A 25,177-nucleotide genomic window follows, 5' to 3' on the forward strand; every position below is an offset into this window, starting at 1 on the left:
CATACAATAGCAAAAAACCTTCAATCCACTTTATCGTGGTTTGAAGGTTTTTTTGCGAAGCTTTTATTATTTGAAAACTTTCAGGCGCTCGTCTACAGGCTTGAACTCTTTGTCGCCGGCAGGAGCAGTCGGTTTGCCGAATACAAGCTGAGCCACCAGGGACCAGTTCTCAGGCAGCTTCCACTCCGACTTGACTTGCTCGTCGATCAGCGGATTGTAGTGCTGCAGGTTCGCTCCAAGCCCTTCGGCTTCCAGTGCTGTCCAGATCACGAATTGGTGGATAGCGTTCGTATGCTGAGCCCAAGTCGGGAAGCGGTCCTGGTAAGTGGCGAAAGCAGCCTGCAGTCCTTGGATGACGGACTCGTCCTCGAAGAACAATACGGTGCCATAAGCGCCGCGGAAGCCGTTCAATCGTTGTTGCGTGGACTCGAATTGATCGGCAGGTACGATGGATTTAAGTACGGAAGTCGTAATGTCCCACAGCTTGTTATGCTGTTCGCCCAGCAGAACGACCAGACGTGTGCTTTGCGAGTTAAAGGCGGAAGGGCTATGTTTGATTGCGTCTTCGACGATTTCTTGGATTCTTTCATCCGAAATCGTAGATTCGTTGCTCAATGTGTATACGCTGCGTCTGTTTTGAACTGCTGTCCAGAAATCAGTAGCCATGTGCTTGTATTCCTCCATTATGATTAAGTATTGGCGGTTCATAGATTATTATATCCAAGCTGCTATAAAAAATAAAGTAAAATATTTTTTAACACCTACTAACCCGGTTGTTGCTAGATTCGATCTTTTATAACCTGCTGCTCTGGTCGCCTTCGGCTCATCCAAGACCAAAGTCCAGCCGCCAGACTATACCAGGGACTGTTATGGTATTCCCTTTTATTAGCTACACTATGTAAAGAAGATTGAATCAACGATTGGATTGTGAGGAGTTGCACATGGAGTGGATTACAGCGCTATCTGAACAATATGGCTATCTCGTTTTATTTCTGGGCTTATTCGCCGAGTCGCTGGCCCTGCCATTTCCCGGGGAATTAGCGATGGCAATTTGCGGTCATATAGCCGCCTTAGGCAATCTTCATCTGCCGCTTGTGATGCTGTACGCCTACGCCGGGGCCTTGTCCGGCACGGTGTTGACTTACTACCTGGGCTATCGGCTAGGTGCGCCATTCTTCGATAAGCACGGCAAGTATTTCTTCCTCAATGCAGAGCGGATCGGCAAAATTTCGAGCTGGTTTGAACGTTACGGCGATAAGCTGATTCTGGTCAGCTACTTCATCCCCGGATTCCGGCACTTTACCGGATACGTATCCGGGATGCTGCGGGTTCGCCTCACTACGCTGCTGATCTACAACGGGCTAGGCGGCGCTCTGTGGGTTACGCTTTATGTCATGATCGGCAAGCTGTTCGGCCACCGGATCGTGGAGCTGCTCCATAGGATCTCCGGTTATTCCGCCGCGGTCATTGCAGGCTTGGCAGTTCTGTTCATTGCCGTCCTTATCATCAAACGCAACAAAGCAGCCCTCACCAAGTGGCTGGGCCGCAATTTATAACCGTCAGGCAAGTATCATTGCAAAGCTCATTCAATTCCCGTAAAATGAGAACTGGTGTTCCAGCATACTTTGAGAGGGATTGACAGCTTTGCTTCAACCGACACATGGCGCTGCAGGCGTGCTTGCAGCGGAACTCACACTCATGCATTTTCAGGTTCCACTATTATCTTGGGAAGCCGCAGCAGGCGTTCTCATCGGCTGTCTGGCGGGGCCTCTTGCCGATATCGACAAGCAGGGCTCCATCATGGCCAAAATTTTCTTCCCCGTCTCCGCCCTGCTGCGCTTGATGAAAATCAAGCACAGAACCTTTACGCATTCGATCATGTTCCTCGTGCTGCTCGGGGGTATCGCCGCTCCGATGCCCCCGCTGTACTACTGGATCTTCCTGGCAGCCTATGCCTCGCATCCGCTAATCGATCTGTTCAATGAGCAAGGCGTGCGGCTGTTCTGGCCCTTGAAGTTCAAAATCCGGCTCCTCCCCCGCTTCCTTGCGGTGGACACGGGCTCGACAGCAGAGATTATGTTCCGGTGGCTGCTGATCGCGGCGTGCGGATGGCTGCTGCTGCTCGATGCGGGCGTCGCTTCCTTTATCTCCTAACCGATACCGTAATGGCCAGCAGGGCTGTAGCGGCCAGGCCGCCCACGAAGCCTCCGGCATGCGCATACAGATCAACTTGCGGAATCACAATGGAATACACCAGGCCCACGATGACAATGGTCCTGACGGTCTGCTTCGTCTGATAATCGATCAAGTCCTTGCGGAATACGGATAAGAACAAGTAGCTCGCATAGACGCCATAGATGGCGCCGGATGCCCCGGCTCCGATATAGGGACCGGACTGCAGCCAAGCACTGGCGATATTTCCGGCGATGCCGCCGATCACATAGAGCAACGTGTAGCGCCAGGTCCCGAGCAGCCGCTCCAGCGGCGCGGCGAATACATACATGGCAAAGCTGTTGAACAGCAAATGCTCGAATCCGATATGCACGAACATCGCTGTGACGTATCGCCAGAGCTCCGGCTGCACGCCTGGGGCTCCATACATGGCTCCGAATTCCAGCAGCGTCGCATTGCTTTTGGATGAACCGTAGACCTCCATCGCCAGCCATACGACAAGCTGGATCACGATCAAGGCCGTCGTTATAGGATACAGCCTCACATATTGCTTCAAACTTTCACGTCTAACGAACAAGCTGCTCTCCCCCTTCTAAGATGTATCCGCTCCTTCCATTATAGCGCTCATCTTTCCATAAAATCCACGCAGCCGTTCCGCCGCGGCAGGCATGCGCAAACTAGCCGGGGAATAGAATGTCCTCCCGGCTGGTTCCGGCCGCTCAGCTTGAGCGGCAATCACTGATCAATCTCTTTCCTGTCCCAGTCACAGATGCGGACCGGCTCATGGAAAACAATCCGCATTAGAACGTACACGGGATGATAGAAAATGCCTAATAACCGTCCGGAGCTTACCGGACGGTTATTAGGTTTATTCGCCATGTCTGTACTTGTCTCACAAAACCTGCTGCCTCATGTACGCTAGGCGTCCAGCCTTAGCCAGACGGCCGATTTGTCATCCGAGACCTTGAACCTCGGGATACGGATGCACTCAGGATCTTCCCGTTCCAGGTCCAGCAGCCAGTTGGCGTAGTTTTGCAGGCCTTCCGCCTGCACCTGCCGCCACAGCTCCGTCTCGGGATCAAGCAGACTATGCCCTATCTCGCGCGGAAAGAATAACCCGTCGGTGATCAACAGCAGCCCCTGCAGGCAGATCCGGTTCAGACGCCCATATTCGAAAAACATCTCGGCGTCCGGCTTGCCGTTCATCACGGAGTAACCGTGAAGAGTATTCATCTTCTCCTTGTTGGCCAGAATACGCGGCTTCACTTGCTCCCATAGCGTTGCCTTGGAGCCAATGCCGGAAGCAATCCCCTGCTCCCAGATCTGCCTCGATTCCTCGTCGATATGGGCCACATGATCACGAGTCACCGTACGGACTGAGCCGTCCTCATAGATGGCAAAAATCATGCAATCGCCAGCCTGGGCGTATTCGATCCCATGGTCGGTTACGCGGATAAGCGCGAAGCCCGCCGTCCATAGCTGGTCCTTGGCCGCGAGATCGATGCCGTTCTCCAGCATGGCCTCGCCCAGCCTGCGGTTGGCTTCCTTCATTAGAGTCTCCAGCGTACCAGACTCTGTATCCGGCGGCAGTCCTTCGATATATTCTTTCACTAAATGGGAAGCTAGCCTTCCTCCGGTCTCTCCATGAGTCCCGCGAAACGGAACAAGCGAGGTGGCCCCGTCGATGACGCCGTAGATGCCTTGCGCCTCATGGACGACTACGGCATCCTCATTCCACTCACCGGTTCCCTGGATTGAAATCCATTCGCTACGCATACAGCTCCTCCGTTCTGTGTTGCTCTCTGTAGTAAGTCCGGTACTTAGGGGACCTGTCAAGGCATCAGCGGAAGCAGCTTATCCGCCGCCCTGACTACGTCCTGCTCCGTACCGAACTCCAGTCTCTGCAGTTCTTCCTCCAGCACCTTCCACCGGAATAGCCCATATGCACCAGGTTGCGAAGGCCCGGGGGACTTCTTCTCCCATAACGGAGCGTACAGCCCGGTCAGCACCGAATCCCCGTTGGGCTGTCCGGCCAACTCACCGCGGACCGGCAAGTATCCGGTCGTCCCCAGATGGTCCGACTGGACCTCCGGCGAGATCAGATACCGGACAAGCTCGCCGGCCGGCTTCACCCGATCATTCATGGAAAACACGGCAAATGCCGTCACCTGCGGAAGCACAGTCTGCCCGTTCGTCTCCGGCAGCGGGAGAAGCCCATAATCGAATTTGCCGCCGATGTAACGCTGAAGCCAAGCCCTTCGTTCGGATGTAGCTGCATAAAACATCGTTTTACCGCTGATGAAATCACTGAGCGCAAGCTCATGCTGCAGAGGTTTCATCACTCCCGGCTCCACAGCCAGTCCTCTCCACTCGCCAAGCAGTTCCTGCAGGCGGGCCTTGCGGTCTTCAGGCTTTCGTGACTCCCACATACTCGTGAACAGAAACGGGAAGCTTCGGTCCACAGCAAGTGCATGCAGGCTGCCGGGCAGTCCGGATTCATCCGGCTGCCCACTTAGCCAGGTTCGGACGCTTGCCGTGAATGACGACAGATCCGGGAAGCCGAGACTTTGCTCCAGACCGCCCCGCTGCACCATGTCCCGGTTGTAGAACATGATCGGCAGCGATACGCCGGCCGGCGCCGCCCATAACGAATTGCCGGACATGAACGCGGAACGGAATGTCTCCCCGATCGAGGCCTCATCCTCCGGCGTCAAGTAAGTCTGGGCTGGGGCCAGTACATCCTGACCGAGCAGCTCGGTGAGGCCTAGCAGCTCCGCCAGGCCGTAAGCATTGTTCAGCTCCACCACGTCCGGAGCTGTTTTGGCGGATATCGCATTCATCAGCTCCTCGTATAGATCCGTATAAGATCGGAATACCCGGACATGCAGGCCAATCTCAGGATGCTCCGTCTGGAACCGGTCCAGCAGCGGTCCCCAAGTATCCGTGTACACCCAGCATTCCAGCGTCCCCACGCTGGCGCTGCGCTGCTCCGGAAATGCTCGGACCTGATGAAAGTAAGTCGAGTAAACACCCAACGTGACCCCTACGATGAGAATAAGCATCATCCATACAAAGCTGTTTTTGTTCATCATCCGTCCCTCCGGCTCGGCAGTATTGCACGATTAACTCGGATATATGGGACGTATTGTACCATAACCCAAGGGGTTACAGGGAAAGACCTTTGCTGCCTGACAGCTTGTTGGCAATCAGCAGGGAGATTAACGTCGTGACTGTCAGGATGGAGGCCAGCGCAGCTCCTGTGCCGTAGTTGGAGGTGAACACCTCGCTGTAGATCGTGACCGAGATCGTAGCCGTCGCCCCGGTATACAGAACCAGCGTGGAGCTAAGCTCATTAATCGTCGTAATCCAGCTCAGGATGGCTCCCGATACCACACCCGGAGCCATCAGGCGGCCCGTCGTCTTGAAGAAGGTTTTCATAGGCGGTACGCCTAGACTAATCGAGGCCTCTTCCACGCTGTGATCAAGCTGATGCAGAATCGCCGTACTGGAGCGGATCGTATACGGAATTTTCCGAACTACATAAGCGACGACCAGCACGACCCACGTGCCGGTCAGCAGCAGCGGCGGCTTGTTGAAGGCGATAATCAGGCTGATCCCCAGCACGGTACCCGGCATGACGTACGGAATCATCAGCACGCCGTCGATCGCAGCCGTGAGCTTGGACTTGCGGCGCACCAGGATATAAGCGACCAGCATCCCGGCAACCACCATCAGAACAATAGACAGAATGGAGTACGTATACGTATTGAGAATCGCCCTCGGAACTCGGAACAGCACTTCCCGGTAGCTATCCAGACTAAAGCCGGATTGGAACACCGGCCCCTTCGTCTTGATGAACGAGGTGACGAGCACCGTCGCCTGCGGGAAAATCGAGATGCAGGCCGGGATGAACGCCAGCACGGTCAACAAGGCTTTCGCGGCAGGCTTCAGCGGCATTACCTTGGGCGTTCGCATGCCGGTCATGGAATAATTTTTGCGGGATACAAAATACCGCTGAACGAACAGGATTACCGTCGTGCAGAAGATCAGAATAATACTGAGCGTGCTCGCCATCGCCGGGTTACCGCCCATCTCGCTGATGAACTGCTCGTAAGCGAGGATCGGCAGCACCTTGAAGCCTTGACCCAGCAGCATCGGCGTACCGAAATCCGCGAAGGAAGCCATGAACACCATGAGCGCTCCGGCCGACAAGGTCGGGAAAATCAGCGGCAACGTAATCGTGCGCAGACGCTGCCAGCCGTTCATCCCGAGACTCTCGGAGGCTTCCTCCAGCGAGGTGTCGATCGTCTTCAGCGCGCCAGACACATACAGGAAGATGTGCGGGTAGAACTGGAGCGCGAACACCAGGATGATGCCGTGCATACCGTAGATCGACGGAATATCGATGCCCAGCCCGTGAATGAACCGGGTAATGAAGCCGTTGTTCCCCATCAGCAGAATCCAGGAATACGCGCCGATAAACGGCGGGGACAGCAGCGACATGATGATCATGATCTGAATCAGACCCTTGAACCGGATCTCATAACGTGCTGTCACATAAGCCAGCGGCACGCCGATCAGTACCGCGAGCAGCGTAGCCGAGCCCGAGACGATGAAGCTGTTCAGCATCGCCGTCCGGTAATACTTCAGCTGGAAGAAGTTGATATAGTTCTGAACCGTCACCCGTCCCTCTTCGTCATAGAAGCTGTTGATGAAGAGCGAGACGAGCGGATACAGAATGAAGACGAACATGAACAGGTAAACGAGCAGAGTGACGAACGTCCAGAAATCCCATTTCTTCAGCAGCAGGCGCTGCCTGACCGTAGGCTGCGCGCGGACCTCAAGACTCGGCTGCACGATAGATGACCTCCTCGCCGGCTCCGTCGTACATGATCGACTGCTCCAGGGACAGGTCCACATACAAGGACTGCTTCTCCTTATAAATGTGATGGGCGGAAGCCGGATGATCGTGAACCTCCAGCGTCTGTCCGCTCGTCATCTTCACCTCATAGCTGACTTTGTCGCCGAGGAAGGTGACCGTCTCCACCGTACCGTTGAACCGGTGCTGCGGGGTGCGTTCTACACTGAGTCCCACCTTCTCGGGACGGACCGAAAACAGCACACTGCCTGCATGCGGCTTCAGCAGCGGCAGCTCCGTCTGCTGCTCCAGGATCGTCACCGCAGCGGAGCTGGCTCCGCTCATTTTACTGCTGCCGGTGATGAAGTTGGACGTCCCGATAAAGTTAGCCACGAAGCGGTTCTGCGGGTACAAATAAATCTCCTGCGGCGAAGCAATCTGCTGCACCTTGCCCTCGCTCAGCACGGCGATCCGGTCGGAGACGGCGAGCGCCTCCTCCTGATCGTGCGTGACATAGATCGTGGTAATGTTCAGTTCCTTCTGCAGCTTGCGGATATCCGTCCGCATCTTGACGCGCAGCTTGGCGTCGAGATTGGACAACGGCTCATCCATCAGCAGCAAGGCCGGACGGATGACGATAGCCCGGGCCAGCGCGATGCGCTGCTGCTGGCCGCCGCTCATATTGGACGGAATTCGATCGCGGAGATGGGACAGTTCAACCAGCTCGAGCGCTTCCATGACGCGCTGCTCGATTTCCTTTTTGCTAACCTTGCGGGCTCTTAGACCGTAGGCGACATTATCGAACACGCTCAGGTGGGGGAAGATCGCGTAGTTCTGGAACACCATGCCGATATTGCGTTCATGGGTGGGAACATCATTGACGGCCCGGTCTCCGAAGTAAATATCCCCTTCCTCCTGCCGGTAGAAACCCGCGATCGTCCGCAGCAGCGTCGTTTTCCCGCAGCCGCTCGGGCCGAGCAGGGTGAAGAACTCACCCTCCTCAATCGTAAAATGCGCGTTATTCACCGCCTTGGCGGTACCGAAATACTTGGTGACGCGGTCGAAAACAACCTTGCTCATCGGTGCTCCTCCTTCTGTGCGGCCGTTATTCTTGTCCAGTCGTCATGCGAGTGAATTTTTTGATGATGTCGTTTTTGTTCTGTGCCGCCCAGTCAAAATCATAATTGACGAGTTTGATATCCTTCGTCTGCGGCAGACCTTCCACCGGAGACACGTCACTGCGCACAGAACGGCGCTTGAACTCCTTCTGGATCAGCTCCTGAGCGTCCTTGCTGACGAGGAAATCGAGGAACTGCTTGGCCTGCTCAGGGTTTTTGCCACCCTTGATAATCGCTGCGCCATCCGGTACAGCGGACGTGCCTTCAGCCGGATACTGGATGCCGATCTTGGAGCCGCCCTCGATGTAGCGGAGTGCCGCGTCCTCCAGCGTAATGCCGAGCGCGAACTCTTTATCCGGCACGGCGCGCTGTACCAGACTGGAGCCGGACAAAATCTTGCCATTCAGGTTGCCGACGAGCTTCTTGGCGTAATCCCAGCCTTTGCCGTCATCCTTGCCGAAGGCGATCAGCATCGTGACCAGTTGGGTGTAAGAGGAACCGGATTTGGCCGGATCGGCATAAGCGATTTTCCCTTTCCACTTCGGATCGAGCAGATCATTCCATGTCTTAGGCACGTCCACATCGGGGACAAGCTCCTTGTTGTACATGATGACCATCGGCAGTGCGTTGAACGGTGTCCAGTGGTAGGTCTTATCTACATAAGCGGGCAGTAGTTTATCGAACTCCTTGACCTTATACGGCTCAAAGTATTGCTTATAAGCTTCTAGGGAGTCCGCTCCACCTGCCCAGAACACATCGCCCAGCGGGTTTTGGGTCTCCGCCTGTACCCGCTTCAGCAGCTCGCCGGTGCCTCCGGTGATCAGTTGGACCTCGATGCCGGTACGGTCCTGGAACTCCTTGATGATCGGGTTATTGATTTCCGCCGCGTTGGGGGAATACAAGGTCAGCTTGCCGCCCTTCACGGGTGTCGACGTGCCTGTGCTAGCATAGCCTGCCGGAGCCGGCGTGCTGCCCCCCGCACCGCTCGTGCTGTTCGTATTCCCCGTTCCACATGCCGACACCATAGCCGCCATCAGCACCGTAGCCGTTAATCCCGTGACCCATTTTGTTTTCATCCGCTTGACCCTCCGTATGTTAGGTTTGTGTTCAACTTGCTATAAACTAACTATAAACATTACTCAAATCTGCTACAATGCGAGGATTTTTCCTAAATGTCGATTTTTTTGATCATATTCGCGCAATTTTCATAACATCTAAAAAAAGAGGAACCGTCAGTTAAACGGTTCCATTTTTTTAATACTCACATTTACATAACATTAACTTGACATATATTTATCAATCCAAGTCTCCATGATTCCGGCGGTACTCCGTTGGAGTCTCTCCTGTATACTTACGGAAAATCTGACTGAAGTAGCGTGCGTCCTGGTAGCCTACGGCCAGCGACACCTCGTAGATGCGAGCCTGAGGCTGCAGCAGCAGACGCTTCGCCTGCTCCAGTCTAAGTCCTGTTACGTATTCCATATAGCTATGCCCGGTCCGCTTGCGGAACATTCGGCTGAAGTGAGCCTCGCTCATGTGAAACCGGGCAGCCAGCTCCTGCAGCGAGATATCCTCGGCATATTTCTGCCGGAGATACGCCTCGACCGGGCCAAATCCCCCGGCGCCCGCCAGCTCCTGGCCGCTCCAGCCGGCAATATCCCCATATTCCCACACCGTTCGGGAGGCTCCCGGGCGCTTGCTGCGCAGTGCACTCTCCGCCTCCAGATACGCCTCGCGGAGCGTAGCCAGGGATGGATGCCTGAGGCTTAGGCCGAATACCGTCGCAGCCTCTGCTCTCTCCTCTCCAGTCGCCTCCAGCAGGCGGGCCGCAGCCTGTCCGTCGTCGTCCGCCAGCAGCCATGCCGTCCGGCGCGAATCCAGCTTGACGGCACCCGCGTACAGCACCGGCTGCAGCAGGCTGGTAACCCGCTCCAGATGCGAAGCTTCCGCCGGTCTGCCATCCTGCTCGCTATACGCTACCCGGAAACCGGCCCGTTCCAGCCGCTGCGGGTCCAGCAGTTGCGCCACCGTGAGCATTGCCTTGCTGTCGGCGATGCCCAGCATCAGATCCTGGAGCAGCTTCTCACGGACAATGCCGTGCTGTTCCTCGGCGCTGTCCTGAGCCTGACGCTCCTGCCCGATCTGCGAGCAGATCCGGCTGACGATACGCACCAGTTCGTCTGGGTCGGTCGGCTTCAGCACGAAGTCCGAGGCCTGCAGCTTGATCGCCTGCTGTGCATAGGCGAAATCGTCAAAGCCTGTCAGAAAGATGATTTTCAGCCCCGGATATTCCTCGCGCGCTTCGCGGGCAAGCTCCAGGCCGCTCGTACCGGGCATCCGGATATCCGTTAGCAGAATATCCGGCCTATGCACACGAACCGCCTGCAAAGCCTCTTCACCGTTCGAAGCCTCGGCCACCACCTCGCAGCCGATCGCTGCCCAGTCGATCGTATGCTTGAGCCCTTCGCGAATGAGCCATTCATCATCGGTTATGACTAGTTTATACATGGTTCTCCACCTCCGAAGCGTGCAGGATGACGGGAATTCGCAGAATAACCCGGGTTCCCTGGCCCGGCTCGCTTTCGATGCGGAAGCTGTACGACTCGCCGAAATGCAGCTTAAGACGGCGCTGCAGGTTATCGAGTCCGATTCCCGTTGTTCCTGGATGGTCAGAGGAATATTCGCCGCGCAGCAGCTGCTCCAGCTTCTCCGGCGGAATGCCTGTCCCGTCATCCTCCACCCGGAACTCGACCTCCTGATCGATCCGGGAAGCGGTAATGCGCAGGACACCTGGACCGCTTTTCATCTCCAGGCCATGATTGATCGCATTCTCGACAAGCGGCTGCACGAGCAACTTAGGAATATACAGCTCCAGAATGTCAGGGTCAATCTGCTGTTCGACCCGAATCTTATCCCGATAGCGCAGCTCCTGGATCGTCAAGTAATTCTGAATCTGCTTAAAGTCCTCGCGGATAGGAATGACCGGATTCCCCTTGCGGATGCTGAATCGGAGCAGCTCGCCGAGTGAAATCGCCGTCTTGCTGATGGCATCGACCTTATGAATCCGCGCCATCCAGTTGATGGAATCGAGGGCGTTATACAGAAAATGCGGGGTAAACTGCGCTTGAATCGCCTTCATCTCCGCCTCCTGCACCTTCAGCTGCTTGTCATAGACCTGATCGATCAGACGCCTGATCTGCCTCAGCATATGATTGAAGCTCATCCCGAGATGCCCGACCTCATCGTGGTACTTGGAGGCGAAGACGACCTCCATATTGCCCCGCTCGACCTCCTTCATCAGGGATCGAAGCTTACGCAGCGGACGTGTGATATAATCCGCCAGCAGATAAGCCAGACAATAAGAAACCAGGATACCTGCGATCACGATCAGCACCGTCAGATTGCGGATGCTGGCACTCTCCTTGGTCAGCGCGCTGACCGGAACGACACTGACCAGCTTGAAGCCGGACGTATCGGACGTATCGTAGATGACCATGCTTTCTGCGGACTGACCGTCCGCTTTCATTTGGAAAAAACCTTTCTTGCCGCTCAGCACCTCAGACATAAAGCTCCGGTCCAGCCGCGTGCCGACCTGCTGCTTGGAGGGTATGCTTGAGATTACGTAGCCGTTGCCGTCCAGCAGATAAACCTCTCCGCCCGGATATTGATGCGCCTTCTGGTACTTGTCGGCCAGCGCCGTCTCCATGATGTCGACGACAAAGTACCCCAGCGTATCCCCGGTGCCAACATCCCGCAGCAGCCGGCCGGAGCTGAGCACTGCGCCGTAATCCTCAATTTTCTTCAGTGAATAATGCGTATCCCAGGCCGCCCCGCCATCGGCGATACGAGCTTTACGGATCAGGCCCCAATGGTCGTTGTACTCCCGGTACGCATACGGGAGCAGGTCTCCGGTGAAGTATCGGTCTCCGTTCACGCCCAGCACATACAGCTCGATATCCCAGGCCTTGAAGCCGAGAAAGCTCTTCAAAATCTGGTTCATCGCGACACTATCCTGATGCTTCTCCAGCATGCTGCGGCTGGCCGGCTTAGCGAGCACGCTCTGGACTTCCTTGTTGCTGTAGACATACATCGATAACTGCTCGATATCCTTCACAAAATACGTGAGGCTGTAGTTGACCTGGGACAGATTCTCCAGAATAATCTCGCAGGCCTTGATCTGAATCTCGCTGGAGGCCTTCCGGTAGGAGAACATGCCCAGACAGGCAAGCGGAATGACCGCGATCGCCAGCAGCAGCAGCATCAGCTTCGTTTTCAGTTCCATCGCATGCAAGCGGGCACTCCACTTCCCCATCGCACTCACCGTACCCCTCGCTTTAATGACCCTAAGGTATCACAGAAGCCTGTTTTTTTCTAGGCTGAAAAAATATCCGCCGTTCCTCTGCGAGGCGGTACTGCGTACCTACAGCTCCTCCGGCGCGGGCAGTCCGAGAACATCCAGCGCATCGCGCATTGTTGTGCGGTATCCCTCCGTCAGCTGCAAGCGGAAGCTCCGCAACGGTTCCTGTTCCTGCAGGATCGGACATGCCGCATAGAAATGGTTGAATAAGCCGGACAGCTCGTAAGCATACGTACACAGCAGATGAGGGGCCAGTTCCCGGGCTGCTTTCTCCAGCACTTCAGGCCAGTAGAGCAGGTGGCGGAGCAGGGCATACTCCTGCGGTTCTGCTCCTGCTGGAATCGCAGAGGAGGCAGACGCAGCTCCCGGACCCGCCTTGCTGAGTATGCTGCAGGCTCGTGCATAAGCATAGAGCAGGTAAACCCCTGTATTACCCGAAATCTCAGCTGCCTGGTCCAGGTCAAAAATCACCTCCGTCTGCATATGGAACCGGAGCAGGTAATACCGGATCGAGGCCGCTGCAATCTCCCGGCTGGACAGTCCGGAAGCACGGGAGCGTCTGCCCTCGACAACCCCCTCCATACGCTGGAGAAAGTCGCCAATTCGTACCCCGATTCCCTGCCTGCCGGACATTGGGTAGGAACGCTTACCTTCGGAGGTATTCACGCCCAAGCCTTCCGCTGTGCCTGGACTTAACGACACCACGCCGTAGCTCACATGCTCCAGCCGCTCGGCTTGACCCTCATAACCAAGCGCCAGCAACGCCTGACGCACCATCTCCTGCGGGTATTCCTGCCGCTGGTCGATCACATTGATCACGAGATCCGCCCGCCCGAGCTCCGGCCTCGGGAAGCCGTCCGCGGCTGTTGTCCAGAGGCCCGGAGCAAACAAACGGTAGCTGAAGTCCCTGCCCAGTAACCCAAACTTCCAAAGATGATAGGCAATATCCTTGGCCGTGTAAGTCAAAATACCGTTCGAACGGACCAGCACCTTATCTGTCTGGTAATCTTCTTCTCCGCGCTTCTCCTCTCCCGATCCCGCCTGCTTCAAGACCCAGCAGCCTGCCAGCCTCCCCTCCGTTTCCTGCCGGAATACGGACGTGCCTTGCAGCAGCTCGAAGGCCTTCGACCAGAAGCCCTCTCTCACGATCCGGCTCTCCCACACCAGCACATCGTAGCCGATGCCGAACTGCCCCATCTCCTCCAGATGCTCACGGACGATCCGCTCTGCGACCAGCAGACCGAGCCAGGACGTTCCCGCTTCTCCAGCCTCTAGCTCATGAAGCACGCGGACTCGTTCCTCCAGCAGCTCCGGTGTTTCTTGGTAAGCCTGATTCACCCCCGCATAAATATCCCAGCAATAATCGCCGAAGCGTACATAACTGTCTTCCGTCCTTACTTGCTTCATAGCCACCAGCGTGTCCGCCAGCTGATTGCCCAGATCATCAATATAGTTATGCACTTCTACCTGATATCACGTTCTGCGGAGCAGCCTGGATAATGTATCGCCGATGCAGGAGTTGCGCAGATGGCCGATATGCGCCGACTTGTTCGGATTGATCGACGTATGCTCGATGACCGCTTTGAGCCCCTTTGCCGGAAAAGCCGGAACAAACGCCTCCGCCCACCGGGACAGCCACGCCTCCCACCTTACATAAAAATTCAGGTAGCCGGGGGCCGCAATCTCTACCTTGGCGAACCGGCTGCGAATGGCCTCCTGACGCTCCAGCTTATCCTTCAGCTCTGCAGCAATCGCCAGCGGCGAACGCTGGAGGGTCTTGGCGAGTGCCATCGCAATGTTCAGACTGTACTCCCCATGCTCAAGTTTAGCCGGACGCTCAAACGCGATCCTCTCCAAAGCTGTTTCCGTCTTGCCCGACTCAGCCAACAATTCGCGAACCGCGGCCGTTACGAGTGCTACCATCTCTAACTGCATCATTCCTGCATCCTCCTTATTCATTATCCGCAGGCCCGAAAAACGCCAAAAAGCCCCCGTCTCTATAAAGAGACGAGAGCATAGCGACTCCCGCGGTACCACTCCAGATGCTAAGCCGTTCACCGGCACAGCCACTTTACTTGATAACGGTCCTCCGACCGGATCTGCCTACACTTGCTTCGTTCGGCAGACCATTTCCCGGGTCCGCTTCATCCTTGACACCCGTACCGGCTTTCACCTGCTCCGGCTCGCTGCAACTGTGCGTCAGAGATTACTGTCCCGTTCCTCAATATTCGGATATGCACTTCAGGTTGATGAATATGAGAACTATTTATACAGGAAGATACAGGAATTGTCAATATGTTTACCTATAGCTGAATGGCAGACTAACCGCGTTCCCCAGCCTCCCGAATCAAGCTATCGGCTACTTGTTCCCAATGCTGCTTCATCATATGCCGCATGTACAGATCATCCAGCTTCTCCTGATGAAAGCTGACGGTCGTCTTGCCGGTCACCGCCGGCAATACATAAATCTGAAGGGTGGAGGGATGCTCCCAGTCCTCCCGTTTCCAAGAGAGCCTCAGCTTTTCCTCAGGCTTGACAACACTCAGCCTGCCGGTTACGCCTTCTTTGGACGCAAAGGTAGAGCCAACCTCAATCGGGAATGGCTCGGCATCGCCGATCCACAGCTTCAAGCCATCAGGCGACACCAGGTAGCTCCACAGCCGCTCTTTGGCTAGAGAAGCGGTCTTTCTTACGCCGATATTGAAGCCGACATTCTTCGTCAGTCCGACCGGCTTGCGTCCCAGCGACTGCTCGTACATAGCCGCGAGGATCGGCGCCCACTTGGCGTCCGCCTCCCGGACCTCCTGCACATAACGGGTTAATTCATCATAGGAATACCCCGGCCCGCAATCCTCCTCAAGCCACTGGAGCCATTGCTCCCAAGCCTTGCCCGTTTCCCGTTCAATATCACGCCTGAATACTTGACCCGGCATCTGCTAGCCCCCTTAGCTTCTTGCTATGGGAATAGTATACCGCATCAGGACTGACACTGGCTGTCAGTCTTTAACAAAAGGGTGCTAGACTCATCTTTGTTGCACTCTATACGACAGCATGCTTTCCCTAGATTAAGCCCATGCTAGCATGTCAGGCTTGCTCCAACCGGTGCAGTTGTTCCGCGCTAAGCAGCAGATGCGGGGCTGCGAGATTTTCCGCCAGCTGTTCGGGACGACTTGCGGCGATGATGGAAATCGTACGTGGAATGCCCTGATACAGCCACGCGAGGACCACCTGATTCAAGGTTGCGCCCGTCTCCCCCGCCACCTCAGCCAGCACCTTCAGCCTCGCCTGCGAATCCAGCCCTTCGTATTGTGCCGGAAGCGCCACATCCGACCTGGTATACGCTCCGTTAAGCAGAGGCGAATATGCCAGAAGGGCAAAGTCCTCATGATGCTTCAGATAACCTAGCAACTCATCATTGAGGCTGATCTGCACGCCGAAATCCGCGCCAGGCTTGGGCCGAAGATACGTGAACCGCTGCTGCAGGCAGCAGTAGGAAGTCCAGCCATTCGCCAAGCTGATGCTTCGCGCCTTCTCGATGCGCCATGTCCAGTGGTTGCTGCAGCCAAGTGCCCGCACTTTACCAGCCCTGACCAATCCGTCCATCGCCTCCAGCGTCTCCTCGAGCGGCGTATTCCCGTCATCGATATGGGCGTAATACAAATCTACATAATCCGTTTTGAGACGCAGCAGACTTTCATCGATGGCCCGTTCGATCGCCGTGCGGGACAATCCTTCCTTATGCTCGAACCCCCCGCCTGCGAACGTCGGCTTGGCTCCCACCTTGGTCGCCAATACGATACGGTCCCGGTTTCCCCGCTCCTTGAACCATGCGCCGAGCAGAGCTTCGCTCTCTCCACCGATACAGCCTTCATTCCAGAAAGCATAATTATTGGACGTATCCAGGAAATTTCCTCCTGCGTCCACATATTGGTCCAGCAGTCTATAGGAAGTCTCTTTATCTGTCCGAGAACCGAAGTTCAGGCAGCCCAGTCCAAGTGCACTAACCTCAATACCAGAATGGCCAAGTTTCATCGTGTGCATCTCTAACTTCCTCTCCGCTTAATAAACTTCCCGCCGACCTCAGCCATGCTGAGAATCCGGCTTCAATACCGGCTGAGCCTCTTCCAAGGACCGGTAGTACTCGATTTTGCCGCGCAGAACAAGCAAGGTTTGCCTAAGCTCATCCCGCTCGACGAGCAGCTTCCGCTCATGCTCCTCGAGCTGCTCCCGTCTTTGACTAATCGTCAAATCACCATGGCGCATTAAGTCCGCGAACCGCTGCATGTCCGAAATCCGCATGCCGGTCGCTCGCAACCGCATGAGCAGAGTAATCCACTCCAGATCATACTCCTTATACGCACGATGCCCGTTGGATGCCCGGCAGATCGGCTCCATCAGACCAATTCGTTCATAGTAACGCAACGTATGCACACTTAAACCCGTTCTGGCAGAAACCTGTTGAATCGTCAATTCATTGTCCATCATTTGTCCCATGGAAGAACCTCCTATGAATGGAAGCTTACTCGTTAGAGCGCGCTCTAAGTCAATACCCTTTCCTGTGTGTTTCATAAGATTCATTGTAAGCCATCCTAACCATCCTGTCGGCATGATATTTGGAAGGTCCATGTCAAAAAAGGCTACTTTTCAAGTGCAGCTTAGCACTTCGTCAAATAGCCCTGATTCGCATACTTGAAGGCAGAGACAGATACCGCTTTCCTGCGGATACCCTTCAGCTCCCGTTCAGGAGCCCGCAATCACGCCCCCGTTCACATGCAGCACCTGACCGCTCACAAAACCGGAATCGTCGGAGGCCAGGTACACATAGGCGGGAGCCAGCTCGAACGGCTGCCCGGGGCGGCCTATCGGCAGATCGGCCCCCATCGTTCGGATATAGTCGGCGCTAAGGCTGGACACCTCCAGCGGGCTCCATACAGGGCCGGGCGCCACGGCGTTGACCCGGATGCCCTTACCGATCAACTGCAGCGAGAGCGAACGGGTGAAGGACACGATCGCCCCCTTGGACGAAGAATAATCGATGAGCTGCGGATTCCCCTTATAGGCCGTAACCGATGTCGTGCTAATAATCGAGCTGCCAGGCTTCAGATGCGGCAGAGCTTCCTGTGTGAGGAAAAAACTAGGAAAAACATTCGTTCGAAACGTATCCTCCAGCTGCCGCCGGGTGATCTTCATCATACTGGTTTGCGGGAACTGCACGCCCTGATTGATAACCAGCACATTCAACTTTCCATAATAAGCTGCCGTCCGGCGTACAACTTCCCGGCACCACAGCTCATCCCTCAGATCCCCGGGCAGCAGCAGGCAGCGCCTTCCGTATCCGGCCACCATCTCGGCAGTGGCTTTCGCATCCCGATGCTCATCCAGATAGGCGATCGCCAAATCCGCCCCCTCCTTGGCAAAGGCAATCGCCACGGCACGCCCGATACCACTGTCTCCGCCAGTGATGATGGCAACCTTATCCTTCAGCTTGCCACTGCCCATGTAACTCGGGTTATTGGAAATCGGCGGCGGCTGCATCAAGTATTCGAACCCCGGCTGCCGATCCTGATGCTGGGCAGGAAAAAATATGGACCGTTCCTCGCAGGACTTTTCCCAGCCTATAGGGAGATAAGACGGATACATGCGAATTCCTCCTGATTTCAGCTTCTGGCAAATAGTTGCTTACTTTAAGTCCATGATGCTCCTTCGATTCTGCTGAAAGGGCACCTCCACGTTGCGTGATCAGCTTTCCGTTATCGTTCCTCCGTTCACATGGAGTACTTGACCCGTGACATAACCGGAATCATCGGAGGCCAGATACACATAAGTCGGGGCCAGCTCGAATGGCTGACCAGGACGGCCCATCGGCGTATCGACGCCAAACGTCCGGATATATTCGTTGGTGAAGAGAACCTGCAGAGGGGTCCAGATCGGGCCGGGAGCCACCGCATTGACCCGGATGCCGGTGCGGGCCAGCTGCAGCGAGAGCGAACGGGTAAAGGATACGATCGCCCCTTTTGACGCGGAGTAATCGACCATCTCCGGCACCCCCTTGTAGGCCGTTACGGATGTTGTGCTAATAATCGAGCTTCCCGGCCTCAGATGCGGCAAAGCCTCCTGGGTCAGAAAGAAGCTGGGGAAGATATTGACGTGAAACGTATCCTCCAGCTGCTGGCGGCTGATGTCCATAATACTCGGCTGTCGAAACAGTACGCCGTGATTGATGACAAGCACATTTAACTTCCCGTACTGAGCCACGGTCCGGCTCACAACCTCCCGACACCACTGCTCATCCCGCAGATCCCCTGGCAGCAGCAGGCAGCGTCGTCCGTACCCAGCCACCATCTCGGCAGTCTCTCTCGCATCCCGATGCTCATTGAGATAAGAAATCGCAAGGTCGGCCCCCTCCTTGGCAAAGGCAATGGCCACAGCGCGTCCGATACCACTATCCCCGCCGGTGATAATGGCCACTTTGTCTTTCAGCTTGCCGCTGCCGACATAGCTTGGATTGTCAGAAATCGGCAGGGGCTGCATTAAGTATTCAAGCCCGGGCTGCCGGTCCTGATGCTGGTCGGGAAAGAAGACAGGCATTTCCTTACAGGTCTTCTCCGTGCCTATAGGGGGATAATACGGATACATTGGAAACTCCTCCTGATCTGGGCGTTCTTGCAATTAGGTTATTCACCCATGGGCAAATGGTGCCCCTTACCGGTTTGGATAATAAACTTTGATTCATTTTGAATAAAAGACCCTGATCCGTTTCGCAAAATAGTCGTACCTGACTCAGAAAATATATGGAAGCGCCTTTCTTTAGAAGAAATCCTTAACATATTTCGTCATTAGCCCAGTCTGCAGATATCATGGCGGCTCATTTTTCCGTTGACAGAAGGACGGCTGGTTGATACGATAGTCCAAAATCATTTAATTCACACCTGAAAACTATGATTTAAATTGAATAATGTCTACCTTACAAAACGGAGACCTTTTCTGAATGCTGTCATTTGGATTGGGCTCCGTTTTCGTATGTGGGGCTGGAGGAGATGAAGACTGTGTCTGAACCGTTATTGAGCATTGAGCATGTTAACAAAACCTTTCATTCGAACAAAGGGTCCGTTCAGGCTTTGCATGACATTGTACTGCATGTAAAAGAAGGAGAGTTTCTGACGGTCATCGGACCGAGCGGCTGCGGCAAAAGCACACTGCTTAAGATCATCGCCGGTCTTGATGTCCAGTATGCGGGGGATGTGCGCCTCGGGGGACAACCGATCAAGGGACCAGGCATCGATAAGGGCTTTATCTTTCAGGAGCCCCGGCTGTTCCCTTGGCTAACCGTGGAGAAAAATATCGCCGCCGATCTGTCCCTGCGCGATCCGGCGGTTCGCGAGAAGGTCAATGAGCTGATTGCACTCGTTCGGCTCGAAGGCTTCGAGAAGTCGTACCCCCGCGAGCTGTCGGGCGGGATGGCTCAGCGGGTCGCCATCGCCAGGGCGCTGCTGCGCAACCCGAAGGTGCTGCTGCTCGACGAACCGTTCGGTGCTCTGGATGCGTTCACCCGGACGCATATGCAGGAAGTTCTGCTCGACATCTGGCAGAAGAACAAAACGACCATGATCTTCGTCACCCATGATATTGATGAAGCCATCTATCTGGCGAACCGCGTCGTCATTCTCAAGCCCCGGCCGGGAGCGATCCGCAACATCGTGCCGATCGACCTGCCGCTGCCCCGCAAGAAGACAACCACGTCGTTTCAAGAGCTTCGCCTGAAGGTTCTCAGCGAATTCGAGAAAATTGAGGAGCTGGAGCTGATCGACAGCTCCGGCATTTAGAACAGATGCGGAGGAATATGCGATGAGCCAAAGCGTGTCACCCGCTCCCGGACTGCCCGGGAGCCGGAAAGGGCTCCTGACAGAGCAGCAATTGAGAAGCCGCCAGCGGCTCGCCCGGATCGGACTAGGCTCGCTTGTCCCGATTCTGGTGTTGGCCCTGTGGCAGGTGCTCGGCGATCTGGGGATTATATCCTCCCTGCTCTTTCCCACACCGCTCCGCATCGCGCAGGCCGCCGTACGGCTCGCCCAGACCGGAGAGCTCGGCGACAACCTGAAGATCAGCGTCCTCCGTGCCCTGGGAGGCTTCGCTCTTGGCGCAAGCCTCGGGCTCGCCTTCGGCATCCTGGTCGGCTTGTTCCGGCAAACCGAGCGAGCACTCGATCCGACTGTGCAGATGATCCGGATGGTGCCCCATCTGGCGATAGCGCCGCTCTTCATCCTATGGTTCGGTATCGGCGAAACCTCCAAGGTGCTGCTTATCGCGAAGGGAGCCTTCTTCCCGCTGTATATCAATGCATACATGGGCATCCGCGGTGTGGACAACAGGCTGTTCGATGTGACGCGTGTGCTGGGATTTAGCCGTTGGAAGCAAATCATGCGGCTCATCATCCCGGCGGCACTGCCAAATATTTTGCTGGGCGTGCGCATCTCGCTCGGCGTTTCGTGGCTGGGACTCGTCGTCGCCGAGCTGATGGGCTCGACGGCCGGTATCGGCTACCTGATGTCCGATGCCCGGCAATTTTCGAAGACGCCAATTGTCTTCGTCGGCATCTTGATCTTCGCCTCGTTCGGTATATTGTCCGATGCGCTGGTGCGGTTGCTGGAGCGCAAGTGGCTGAGCTGGCGCGACAGCTATCAAGGCCGCTAAGACGGTCATAACGGCTTTCCTATCGGAAAGCCTGGAGCTTTTGCTTACGAAGTGGCTTTCCTATGGAAAGCCTGGAGGAGGTCATCCAATGAGCAATGCAGTTAAGGCGCTGGAGCAGCAGACATCGCTTGCCGAGCGGGACGACCAGGCCGAGCTGGCGCTGAACCGGGCCAGGTGGCTGAAGGAGAAGGTGAACGATCTCGTGATCGGCGCCCTGCTCCCTGTACTGATCGTCGTCGTCTGGCAATTGGCCGGTGACTTCGGGTTATTCTCCCGTGAATTCCTGCCGACGCCGCTCCATATCGCCGGAGAGTTCCGTACGTTATTCGCTTCAGGCGAGCTTGTTCAACATCTGGCCATCTCGCTGCAGCGCGCAGCGGTCGGCTTTCTGATCGGAGGCTCGCTGGGTCTCGTATTCGGCTTTTTGGTCGGCTTCGTACAGCGGCTCGAGTTTATGCTCGATCCTTCCTTCCAGATGCTCCGGGTCATTCCCCATCTGGCGATTGCGCCACTGATCATTCTATGGTTCGGCTTCGGGGAAACGTCCAAAATCGTCATCATCGCCGCAGGCTCCTTCTTCCCGATGTACATGAATACGTTCCTCGGCATCCGCAGCGTGGACCAGAAGTGGTTCGAGGTAGCTCGCGTGCTGAACTTCAGCCGAACCCAGCAAATTTTCCGGCTCATTCTGCCCGCTTCCCTGCCCGGCATCCTGCTTGGGCTGCGCTTATCGGTCGCCATCTCCTGGCTCGGCCTGGTCGTGGCGGAATTGATCGGCTCCCAGGCAGGTGTCGGCTTCCTGATCAATTTCGGCAAGCAGACAGCCACCACCGAGCTGATCTTTGTGGGGGTCATCGTATTCGCCGTGATCGGTAAGCTCGTCGATTCACTTGTCCGCTTGCTTGAGCGCAAATTGCTCGGCTGGAGAGATAATTTTCAAGGTTAACCAACTGCTTCTACAGAATCCGCACACAGAAAAGGGGAAATGTTCAATGAAATCATCATCCATCCAATCAAGATTCCGCAAAGCGCGCTTTGCAGGAGGCATGCTCGCTATCGTGCTCACTATGCTGGTGACACAAGCCTGCGGAGCAGGCGAGAGAACCATCTCGACAGGAGCGGCACCAACCAGCTCAGGCTCCAACTCCGGGGCAACCAAGGCGTCGGTACCGGCTACGCTGAGCTACGGCTATATTGGCACGAGCAAGCTGAACTACCCGGGAACCGCCGAAGGCTGGGGCTTCTACAAGGGGATCATTCAGGAGGAATTGAAAAAGTACGGGATCACGGATATCAAGCTGACTGCCTTCCCTAACGGCCCCGATCTGAGCGAATCGCTGATCAGCGGACGGCTGGACTTCGGCAGCCTGGGCGACACGCCGGCTATTCTGGCCAAATCCACCGGCGCCAAAACCCGCTTCATCACGCAGGGAACCACGGACAGCATCGGCTACCTGATCGGCAAGAAGAACGGCCCGAAGACGCTAGCTGACCTGAAGGGCAAAACGGTCACCACCCAGAAAGGATCGTTTCATCACCGCTATCTGGCGGGATTGCTCAAAGAAAATAACATCACCGACGTGAAGATCGTGCATATGCTGCGCCCCGATGCGGAGGCTGCCCTGGCTCGCGGAGAAGTCGATGCGATGACCAACACCGGCGTATTCGCCCTCAAGCAGATCGACCAAGGGTATCCGCTGATCGACGATGCGACCAAGCATCCGAACCTGATCGGGACGAGTGCGACGGTTGTCAGCGAGGATTATTTGAGCAAAAACCCGGACTTCCCAAAGATTTGGAACGAAGTGCGGCTGAAGGCGCTGAACGACCTGAAATCCAAGCCGGCCGAATACTACAAGTTTCTGGCTGAGCTGAACAACTCAACACCGGAGCTGATGGAGAAGGTTAGCCCGATCAGCGGCATTAAGGACGTGCCGTTCACCGACGACGGCATCAAGCTGCTCGAAGGCACCAAGAAATTCCTGGTCGACGAGAAGCTCGCGGAGAAAGACATCGATATCAAGCAATGGATTCTGAAGCCATGACGACGAAGCTGGAAGCGGATGTGCTGGTCATTGGAGGAGGTCCGGCCGGAGCTTGGGCGGCTTGGAGCGCCGCCAAGCATAACGCCCGGGTCGTGCTGGTCGACAAGGGCTATCTCGGATCCAGCGGCGCGACTGCGCCAGGCGGTACCAATCTGCTGTACCTGCCGCCCGATCCGGAGCTCCGGGAGCAAGCCGTGCAGCAGCGGTACCGCGAGAGCGGGTATCTGGCCGAGCCCGCCTGGATTCACCGGGTGCTCGATCAGGTCTACGAGAGTCTGGTGCTGGTGGAAAGCTGGGGATATCCGTTCCGCCGCGACGAAGACGGCGTACCCCTGCGGGATCATCTGCAGGGTCCGGAATACATGAAGCTGATGCGCAGACAGGTGGCCCGCGCCGGTGTTAAAATTCTCGATCAGTCCCCTGCGCTCGAGCTGCTTGTCGATGAGCATGGGGTCGGCGGAGCAAGAGGCGTCTCCCGCCTGAACGGCGGAGAATGGGAGGTCCGCGCCCATGCCGTCGTCATCGCGACGGGGGGCTGCGCCTTCCTTAGCAAGGGACTCGGCTGCAACGTGCTCACCGGCGACGGCCTGCTAATGGCCGCGGAGCTCGGAGCCGAGCTGTCCGGGATGGAATTCACCCGGCAGTACGCTCCTAGTGCTGCATTCGGCACCAATACCCGTGGCCGGCTGCTGAACTGGGCTACCTATACAGCTGAGGACGGCACCGTGCTGCAGGGCGGTGGGCCGCGGGCCGGCGACTTCCTGCCACGCATGCTGAGCCAGGGACCCGTTTATGCGGTGCTCAATCATGCCGATACCGAGGAAAAGCGCCAGATTCTGCGCAAATCGCATGCGATCTTCTTCCTTCCGCTCGACCGGGCAGGCATCGATCCGTTCACGGAACGCTTCCCGCTGACGCTTCGCTATGAGGGGACTGTACGCGGCACAGGTGGCATCCGTCTCGTGAGCGACGATTGCGGCACCACCGTAAGCGGGCTATACGCCGCAGGCGATGCCGCGACCCGCGAGCGGGTTACGGGAGCCAAGTCCGGAGGCGGCGCGTTCAACGCATCCTGGGCCATCAGCTCCGGCACGTGGTCCGGAGCCGGAGCTGCCAAGTACGCGCTGGCGCAGAGCCGCAGCGTAAGCGAGCGCCGTCTCCGCCCAGCCGGGCGGTATGGGCTGGAGGCAGGCGCTCATACCGCGGAGGAGATCGACTCCGCGGCGCTCGTTCATGGCGTCCAGCAGGAAGTCTTCCCGCTGGACATCAATTATTTCCGCAGCGAGCCGGTGCTCCAAGCCTCGCTGGAACGGCTGCATGGCCTATGGGAGAGCGGCCTCACGGGTACGGTACGCCCTGGCGTGCAAGGGCGCGTACGCACCCGCGAAGCCGCCGCGATGCTGGCAACGGCCCGCTGGATGTACACCGCTGCGCTGGAACGCAAAGAATCACGCGTGCTGCATGCTCTGGCCGAATACCCGGACACCGACCCGGCCCAGCAGCACCGGCTTATCGTCTCCGGGCTGGAGCGGATTCGTATCCGCAAGGAAGCACAGCCGTACCGGCAGGAGGTTGTTGTCCCATGATTGAACTTGTCAGCCAAGAACGCTGCGTCTCCTGCAATATGTGCGTCCGCGTGTGCCCGACGAATGTATTTGACGAAGGCCCGACAGGTCTGCCTGTGATCGCCAGGCAGGAGGACTGCCAGACCTGCTTCATCTGCGAGGCTTACTGCCCGGTCGATGCCCTGTATGTAGCTCCCTATGCGGACCCCTTGGAAACTCCGCCCTTACAGGAGCAGTTGATCGACTCCAAGCTGCTCGGCAGCTGGCGCGAGACCATCGGTTGGGGCAAAGGCCGGACCAGGCTCGCCGAGCTGGACACGACGCCGTTTATCGACCGCATCTTACCTCCCCGCAAGGCGACCTCTTGACCT

At 56.4% G+C, this 25,177-nt stretch carries 24 protein-coding genes and 1 other annotated feature; of the genes, 8 read left to right on the forward strand and 16 right to left on the reverse strand.

Features of this window, described 5'->3' with window-relative positions; all coding sequences use genetic code 11:
* Positions 1–66: 66 nt before the first annotated feature.
* Positions 67–666: a nitroreductase family protein gene (locus WMW72_RS18735; protein ID WP_341417062.1), complete on the reverse strand. Its 600-nt coding sequence runs from the start codon at positions 664–666 to the stop codon at positions 67–69.
* A gap of 275 nt (positions 667–941) precedes the next feature.
* Here WMW72_RS18735 and WMW72_RS18740 point away from each other — a divergent pair, with 275 nt between their 5' ends.
* Positions 942–1,556: a DedA family protein gene (locus WMW72_RS18740; RefSeq protein WP_341417063.1), complete on the forward strand. Its 615-nt coding sequence runs from the start codon at positions 942–944 to the stop codon at positions 1,554–1,556.
* A gap of 88 nt (positions 1,557–1,644) precedes the next feature.
* A complete protein-coding gene (locus WMW72_RS18745; RefSeq protein ID WP_341417064.1) occupies positions 1,645–2,154 on the forward strand; it encodes a metal-dependent hydrolase in 510 nt (169 codons plus the stop codon).
* Here the strand turns inward: WMW72_RS18745 and WMW72_RS18750 are convergent.
* The 15 genes from WMW72_RS18750 to WMW72_RS18820 all read right to left on the reverse strand — a co-directional run bounded on the left by WMW72_RS18750 (position 2,144) and on the right by WMW72_RS18820 (position 19,141).
* A complete protein-coding gene (locus WMW72_RS18750) occupies positions 2,144–2,749 on the reverse strand; it encodes a rhomboid family intramembrane serine protease (protein WP_341417065.1) in 606 nt (201 codons plus the stop codon). The genes WMW72_RS18745 and WMW72_RS18750 overlap by 11 nt on opposite strands.
* Positions 2,750–3,090: 341 nt before the next feature.
* Positions 3,091–3,948, reverse strand: coding sequence for a protein phosphatase 2C domain-containing protein (locus WMW72_RS18755; RefSeq protein WP_341417066.1), 858 nt, complete (start codon positions 3,946–3,948; stop codon positions 3,091–3,093).
* A gap of 56 nt (positions 3,949–4,004) precedes the next feature.
* Positions 4,005–5,264 carry an extracellular solute-binding protein gene (locus tag WMW72_RS18760; protein ID WP_341417067.1) on the reverse strand — a complete coding sequence of 420 codons (1,260 nt, stop codon included), beginning with the start codon at positions 5,262–5,264 and terminating at the stop codon, positions 4,005–4,007.
* A gap of 73 nt (positions 5,265–5,337) precedes the next feature.
* On the reverse strand, positions 5,338–7,029 hold the full coding sequence (locus tag WMW72_RS18765) for an ABC transporter permease (RefSeq protein WP_341417068.1): 1,692 nt from the start codon (positions 7,027–7,029) through the stop codon (positions 5,338–5,340).
* Positions 7,013–8,110 (reverse strand): ABC transporter ATP-binding protein, encoded by a 1,098-nt coding sequence (locus tag WMW72_RS18770; protein WP_341417069.1) that lies wholly within the window; start codon positions 8,108–8,110, stop codon positions 7,013–7,015. Before WMW72_RS18770 ends, WMW72_RS18765 begins: the two co-directional genes overlap by 17 nt.
* A gap of 25 nt (positions 8,111–8,135) precedes the next feature.
* Positions 8,136–9,224, reverse strand: a complete 1,089-nt coding sequence (locus WMW72_RS18775; protein ID WP_341417070.1) for an ABC transporter substrate-binding protein — start codon at positions 9,222–9,224, stop codon at positions 8,136–8,138.
* 220 nt (positions 9,225–9,444) lie between these two features.
* The gene (locus tag WMW72_RS18780; RefSeq protein WP_341417071.1) at positions 9,445–10,656 is read right to left on the reverse strand and encodes a response regulator; all 1,212 of its coding nucleotides are present in this window, start codon (positions 10,654–10,656) and stop codon (positions 9,445–9,447) included.
* The gene (locus tag WMW72_RS18785) at positions 10,649–12,430 is read right to left on the reverse strand and encodes a cache domain-containing sensor histidine kinase (protein ID WP_341417072.1); all 1,782 of its coding nucleotides are present in this window, start codon (positions 12,428–12,430) and stop codon (positions 10,649–10,651) included. The genes WMW72_RS18780 and WMW72_RS18785 overlap by 8 nt, the downstream gene beginning before the upstream one ends.
* Before the next feature lie 138 nt (positions 12,431–12,568).
* The gene (locus tag WMW72_RS18790) at positions 12,569–13,966 is read right to left on the reverse strand and encodes a DALR anticodon-binding domain-containing protein (RefSeq protein WP_341417073.1); all 1,398 of its coding nucleotides are present in this window, start codon (positions 13,964–13,966) and stop codon (positions 12,569–12,571) included.
* Between the two features lie 12 nt (positions 13,967–13,978).
* Entirely contained in the window at positions 13,979–14,443 is a 465-nt protein-coding gene (locus tag WMW72_RS18795) for a DALR anticodon-binding domain-containing protein (protein WP_341417074.1), read from the reverse strand.
* A gap of 62 nt (positions 14,444–14,505) precedes the next feature.
* Positions 14,506–14,736 (reverse strand) — a binding site (T-box leader).
* A gap of 90 nt (positions 14,737–14,826) precedes the next feature.
* Entirely contained in the window at positions 14,827–15,438 is a 612-nt protein-coding gene (locus tag WMW72_RS18800; RefSeq protein ID WP_341417075.1) for an SRPBCC family protein, read from the reverse strand.
* A 151-nt stretch (positions 15,439–15,589) separates the two neighbouring features.
* Complete coding sequence (locus WMW72_RS18805) at positions 15,590–16,537, reverse strand: aldo/keto reductase (RefSeq protein WP_341417076.1); 948 nt, start codon at positions 16,535–16,537, stop codon at positions 15,590–15,592.
* A 48-nt stretch (positions 16,538–16,585) separates the two neighbouring features.
* Positions 16,586–16,999 carry a MerR family transcriptional regulator gene (locus WMW72_RS18810; protein WP_341417077.1) on the reverse strand — a complete coding sequence of 138 codons (414 nt, stop codon included), beginning with the start codon at positions 16,997–16,999 and terminating at the stop codon, positions 16,586–16,588.
* Positions 17,000–17,245: 246 nt separating this feature from the next.
* Positions 17,246–18,145: an SDR family oxidoreductase gene (locus WMW72_RS18815; RefSeq protein WP_341417078.1), complete on the reverse strand. Its 900-nt coding sequence runs from the start codon at positions 18,143–18,145 to the stop codon at positions 17,246–17,248.
* A 99-nt stretch (positions 18,146–18,244) separates the two neighbouring features.
* Positions 18,245–19,141: an SDR family oxidoreductase gene (locus tag WMW72_RS18820; protein WP_341417079.1), complete on the reverse strand. Its 897-nt coding sequence runs from the start codon at positions 19,139–19,141 to the stop codon at positions 18,245–18,247.
* Positions 19,142–19,542: 401 nt separating this feature from the next.
* Here WMW72_RS18820 and WMW72_RS18825 point away from each other — a divergent pair, with 401 nt between their 5' ends.
* The 6 genes from WMW72_RS18825 (at position 19,543) to WMW72_RS18850 (ending at position 25,174) form a co-directional block, all read left to right on the forward strand.
* Positions 19,543–20,328 carry an ABC transporter ATP-binding protein gene (locus tag WMW72_RS18825; protein WP_341417080.1) on the forward strand — a complete coding sequence of 262 codons (786 nt, stop codon included), beginning with the start codon at positions 19,543–19,545 and terminating at the stop codon, positions 20,326–20,328.
* A gap of 22 nt (positions 20,329–20,350) precedes the next feature.
* Positions 20,351–21,196 carry an ABC transporter permease gene (locus WMW72_RS18830; protein WP_341417081.1) on the forward strand — a complete coding sequence of 282 codons (846 nt, stop codon included), beginning with the start codon at positions 20,351–20,353 and terminating at the stop codon, positions 21,194–21,196.
* Between the two features lie 88 nt (positions 21,197–21,284).
* The gene (locus WMW72_RS18835; RefSeq protein ID WP_341417083.1) at positions 21,285–22,142 is read left to right on the forward strand and encodes an ABC transporter permease; all 858 of its coding nucleotides are present in this window, start codon (positions 21,285–21,287) and stop codon (positions 22,140–22,142) included.
* 46 nt (positions 22,143–22,188) lie between these two features.
* On the forward strand, positions 22,189–23,241 hold the full coding sequence (locus WMW72_RS18840; protein WP_341417084.1) for an ABC transporter substrate-binding protein: 1,053 nt from the start codon (positions 22,189–22,191) through the stop codon (positions 23,239–23,241).
* Positions 23,223–24,827 (forward strand): FAD-dependent oxidoreductase, encoded by a 1,605-nt coding sequence (locus tag WMW72_RS18845; protein ID WP_341417085.1) that lies wholly within the window; start codon positions 23,223–23,225, stop codon positions 24,825–24,827. Before WMW72_RS18840 ends, WMW72_RS18845 begins: the two co-directional genes overlap by 19 nt.
* A complete protein-coding gene (locus tag WMW72_RS18850; protein ID WP_341417086.1) occupies positions 24,824–25,174 on the forward strand; it encodes a 4Fe-4S binding protein in 351 nt (116 codons plus the stop codon). The genes WMW72_RS18845 and WMW72_RS18850 overlap by 4 nt, the downstream gene beginning before the upstream one ends.
* Positions 25,175–25,177: the final 3 nt, after the last annotated feature.

It is taken from the genome of Paenibacillus filicis, assembly GCF_038070315.1.
Classification (GTDB): domain Bacteria; phylum Bacillota; class Bacilli; order Paenibacillales; family NBRC-103111; genus Paenibacillus_G; species Paenibacillus_G filicis.

Coding starts and splice junctions, on each gene's coding strand:
- WMW72_RS18735 (WP_341417062.1), bottom strand. CDS start 666: ATGGCTACTGATTTCTGGACAGCAGTTCAAAACAGACGCAGCGTATAC.
- WMW72_RS18740 (WP_341417063.1), top strand. CDS start 942: ATGGAGTGGATTACAGCGCTATCTGAACAATATGGCTATCTCGTTTTA.
- WMW72_RS18755 (WP_341417066.1), bottom strand. CDS start 3,948: ATGCGTAGCGAATGGATTTCAATCCAGGGAACCGGTGAGTGGAATGAG.
- WMW72_RS18760 (WP_341417067.1), bottom strand. CDS start 5,264: ATGATGAACAAAAACAGCTTTGTATGGATGATGCTTATTCTCATCGTA.
- WMW72_RS18770 (WP_341417069.1), bottom strand. CDS start 8,110: ATGAGCAAGGTTGTTTTCGACCGCGTCACCAAGTATTTCGGTACCGCC.
- WMW72_RS18775 (WP_341417070.1), bottom strand. CDS start 9,224: ATGAAAACAAAATGGGTCACGGGATTAACGGCTACGGTGCTGATGGCG.
- WMW72_RS18780 (WP_341417071.1), bottom strand. CDS start 10,656: ATGTATAAACTAGTCATAACCGATGATGAATGGCTCATTCGCGAAGGG.
- WMW72_RS18785 (WP_341417072.1), bottom strand. CDS start 12,430: ATGGAACTGAAAACGAAGCTGATGCTGCTGCTGCTGGCGATCGCGGTC.
- WMW72_RS18795 (WP_341417074.1), bottom strand. CDS start 14,443: ATGATGCAGTTAGAGATGGTAGCACTCGTAACGGCCGCGGTTCGCGAA.
- WMW72_RS18800 (WP_341417075.1), bottom strand. CDS start 15,438: ATGCCGGGTCAAGTATTCAGGCGTGATATTGAACGGGAAACGGGCAAG.
- WMW72_RS18805 (WP_341417076.1), bottom strand. CDS start 16,537: ATGAAACTTGGCCATTCTGGTATTGAGGTTAGTGCACTTGGACTGGGC.
- WMW72_RS18810 (WP_341417077.1), bottom strand. CDS start 16,999: ATGGGACAAATGATGGACAATGAATTGACGATTCAACAGGTTTCTGCC.
- WMW72_RS18815 (WP_341417078.1), bottom strand. CDS start 18,145: ATGTATCCGTCTTATCTCCCTATAGGCTGGGAAAAGTCCTGCGAGGAA.
- WMW72_RS18820 (WP_341417079.1), bottom strand. CDS start 19,141: ATGTATCCGTATTATCCCCCTATAGGCACGGAGAAGACCTGTAAGGAA.
- WMW72_RS18825 (WP_341417080.1), top strand. CDS start 19,543: ATGAAGACTGTGTCTGAACCGTTATTGAGCATTGAGCATGTTAACAAA.
- WMW72_RS18830 (WP_341417081.1), top strand. CDS start 20,351: ATGAGCCAAAGCGTGTCACCCGCTCCCGGACTGCCCGGGAGCCGGAAA.
- WMW72_RS18835 (WP_341417083.1), top strand. CDS start 21,285: ATGAGCAATGCAGTTAAGGCGCTGGAGCAGCAGACATCGCTTGCCGAG.
- WMW72_RS18840 (WP_341417084.1), top strand. CDS start 22,189: ATGAAATCATCATCCATCCAATCAAGATTCCGCAAAGCGCGCTTTGCA.
- WMW72_RS18845 (WP_341417085.1), top strand. CDS start 23,223: ATGGATTCTGAAGCCATGACGACGAAGCTGGAAGCGGATGTGCTGGTC.
- WMW72_RS18850 (WP_341417086.1), top strand. CDS start 24,824: ATGATTGAACTTGTCAGCCAAGAACGCTGCGTCTCCTGCAATATGTGC.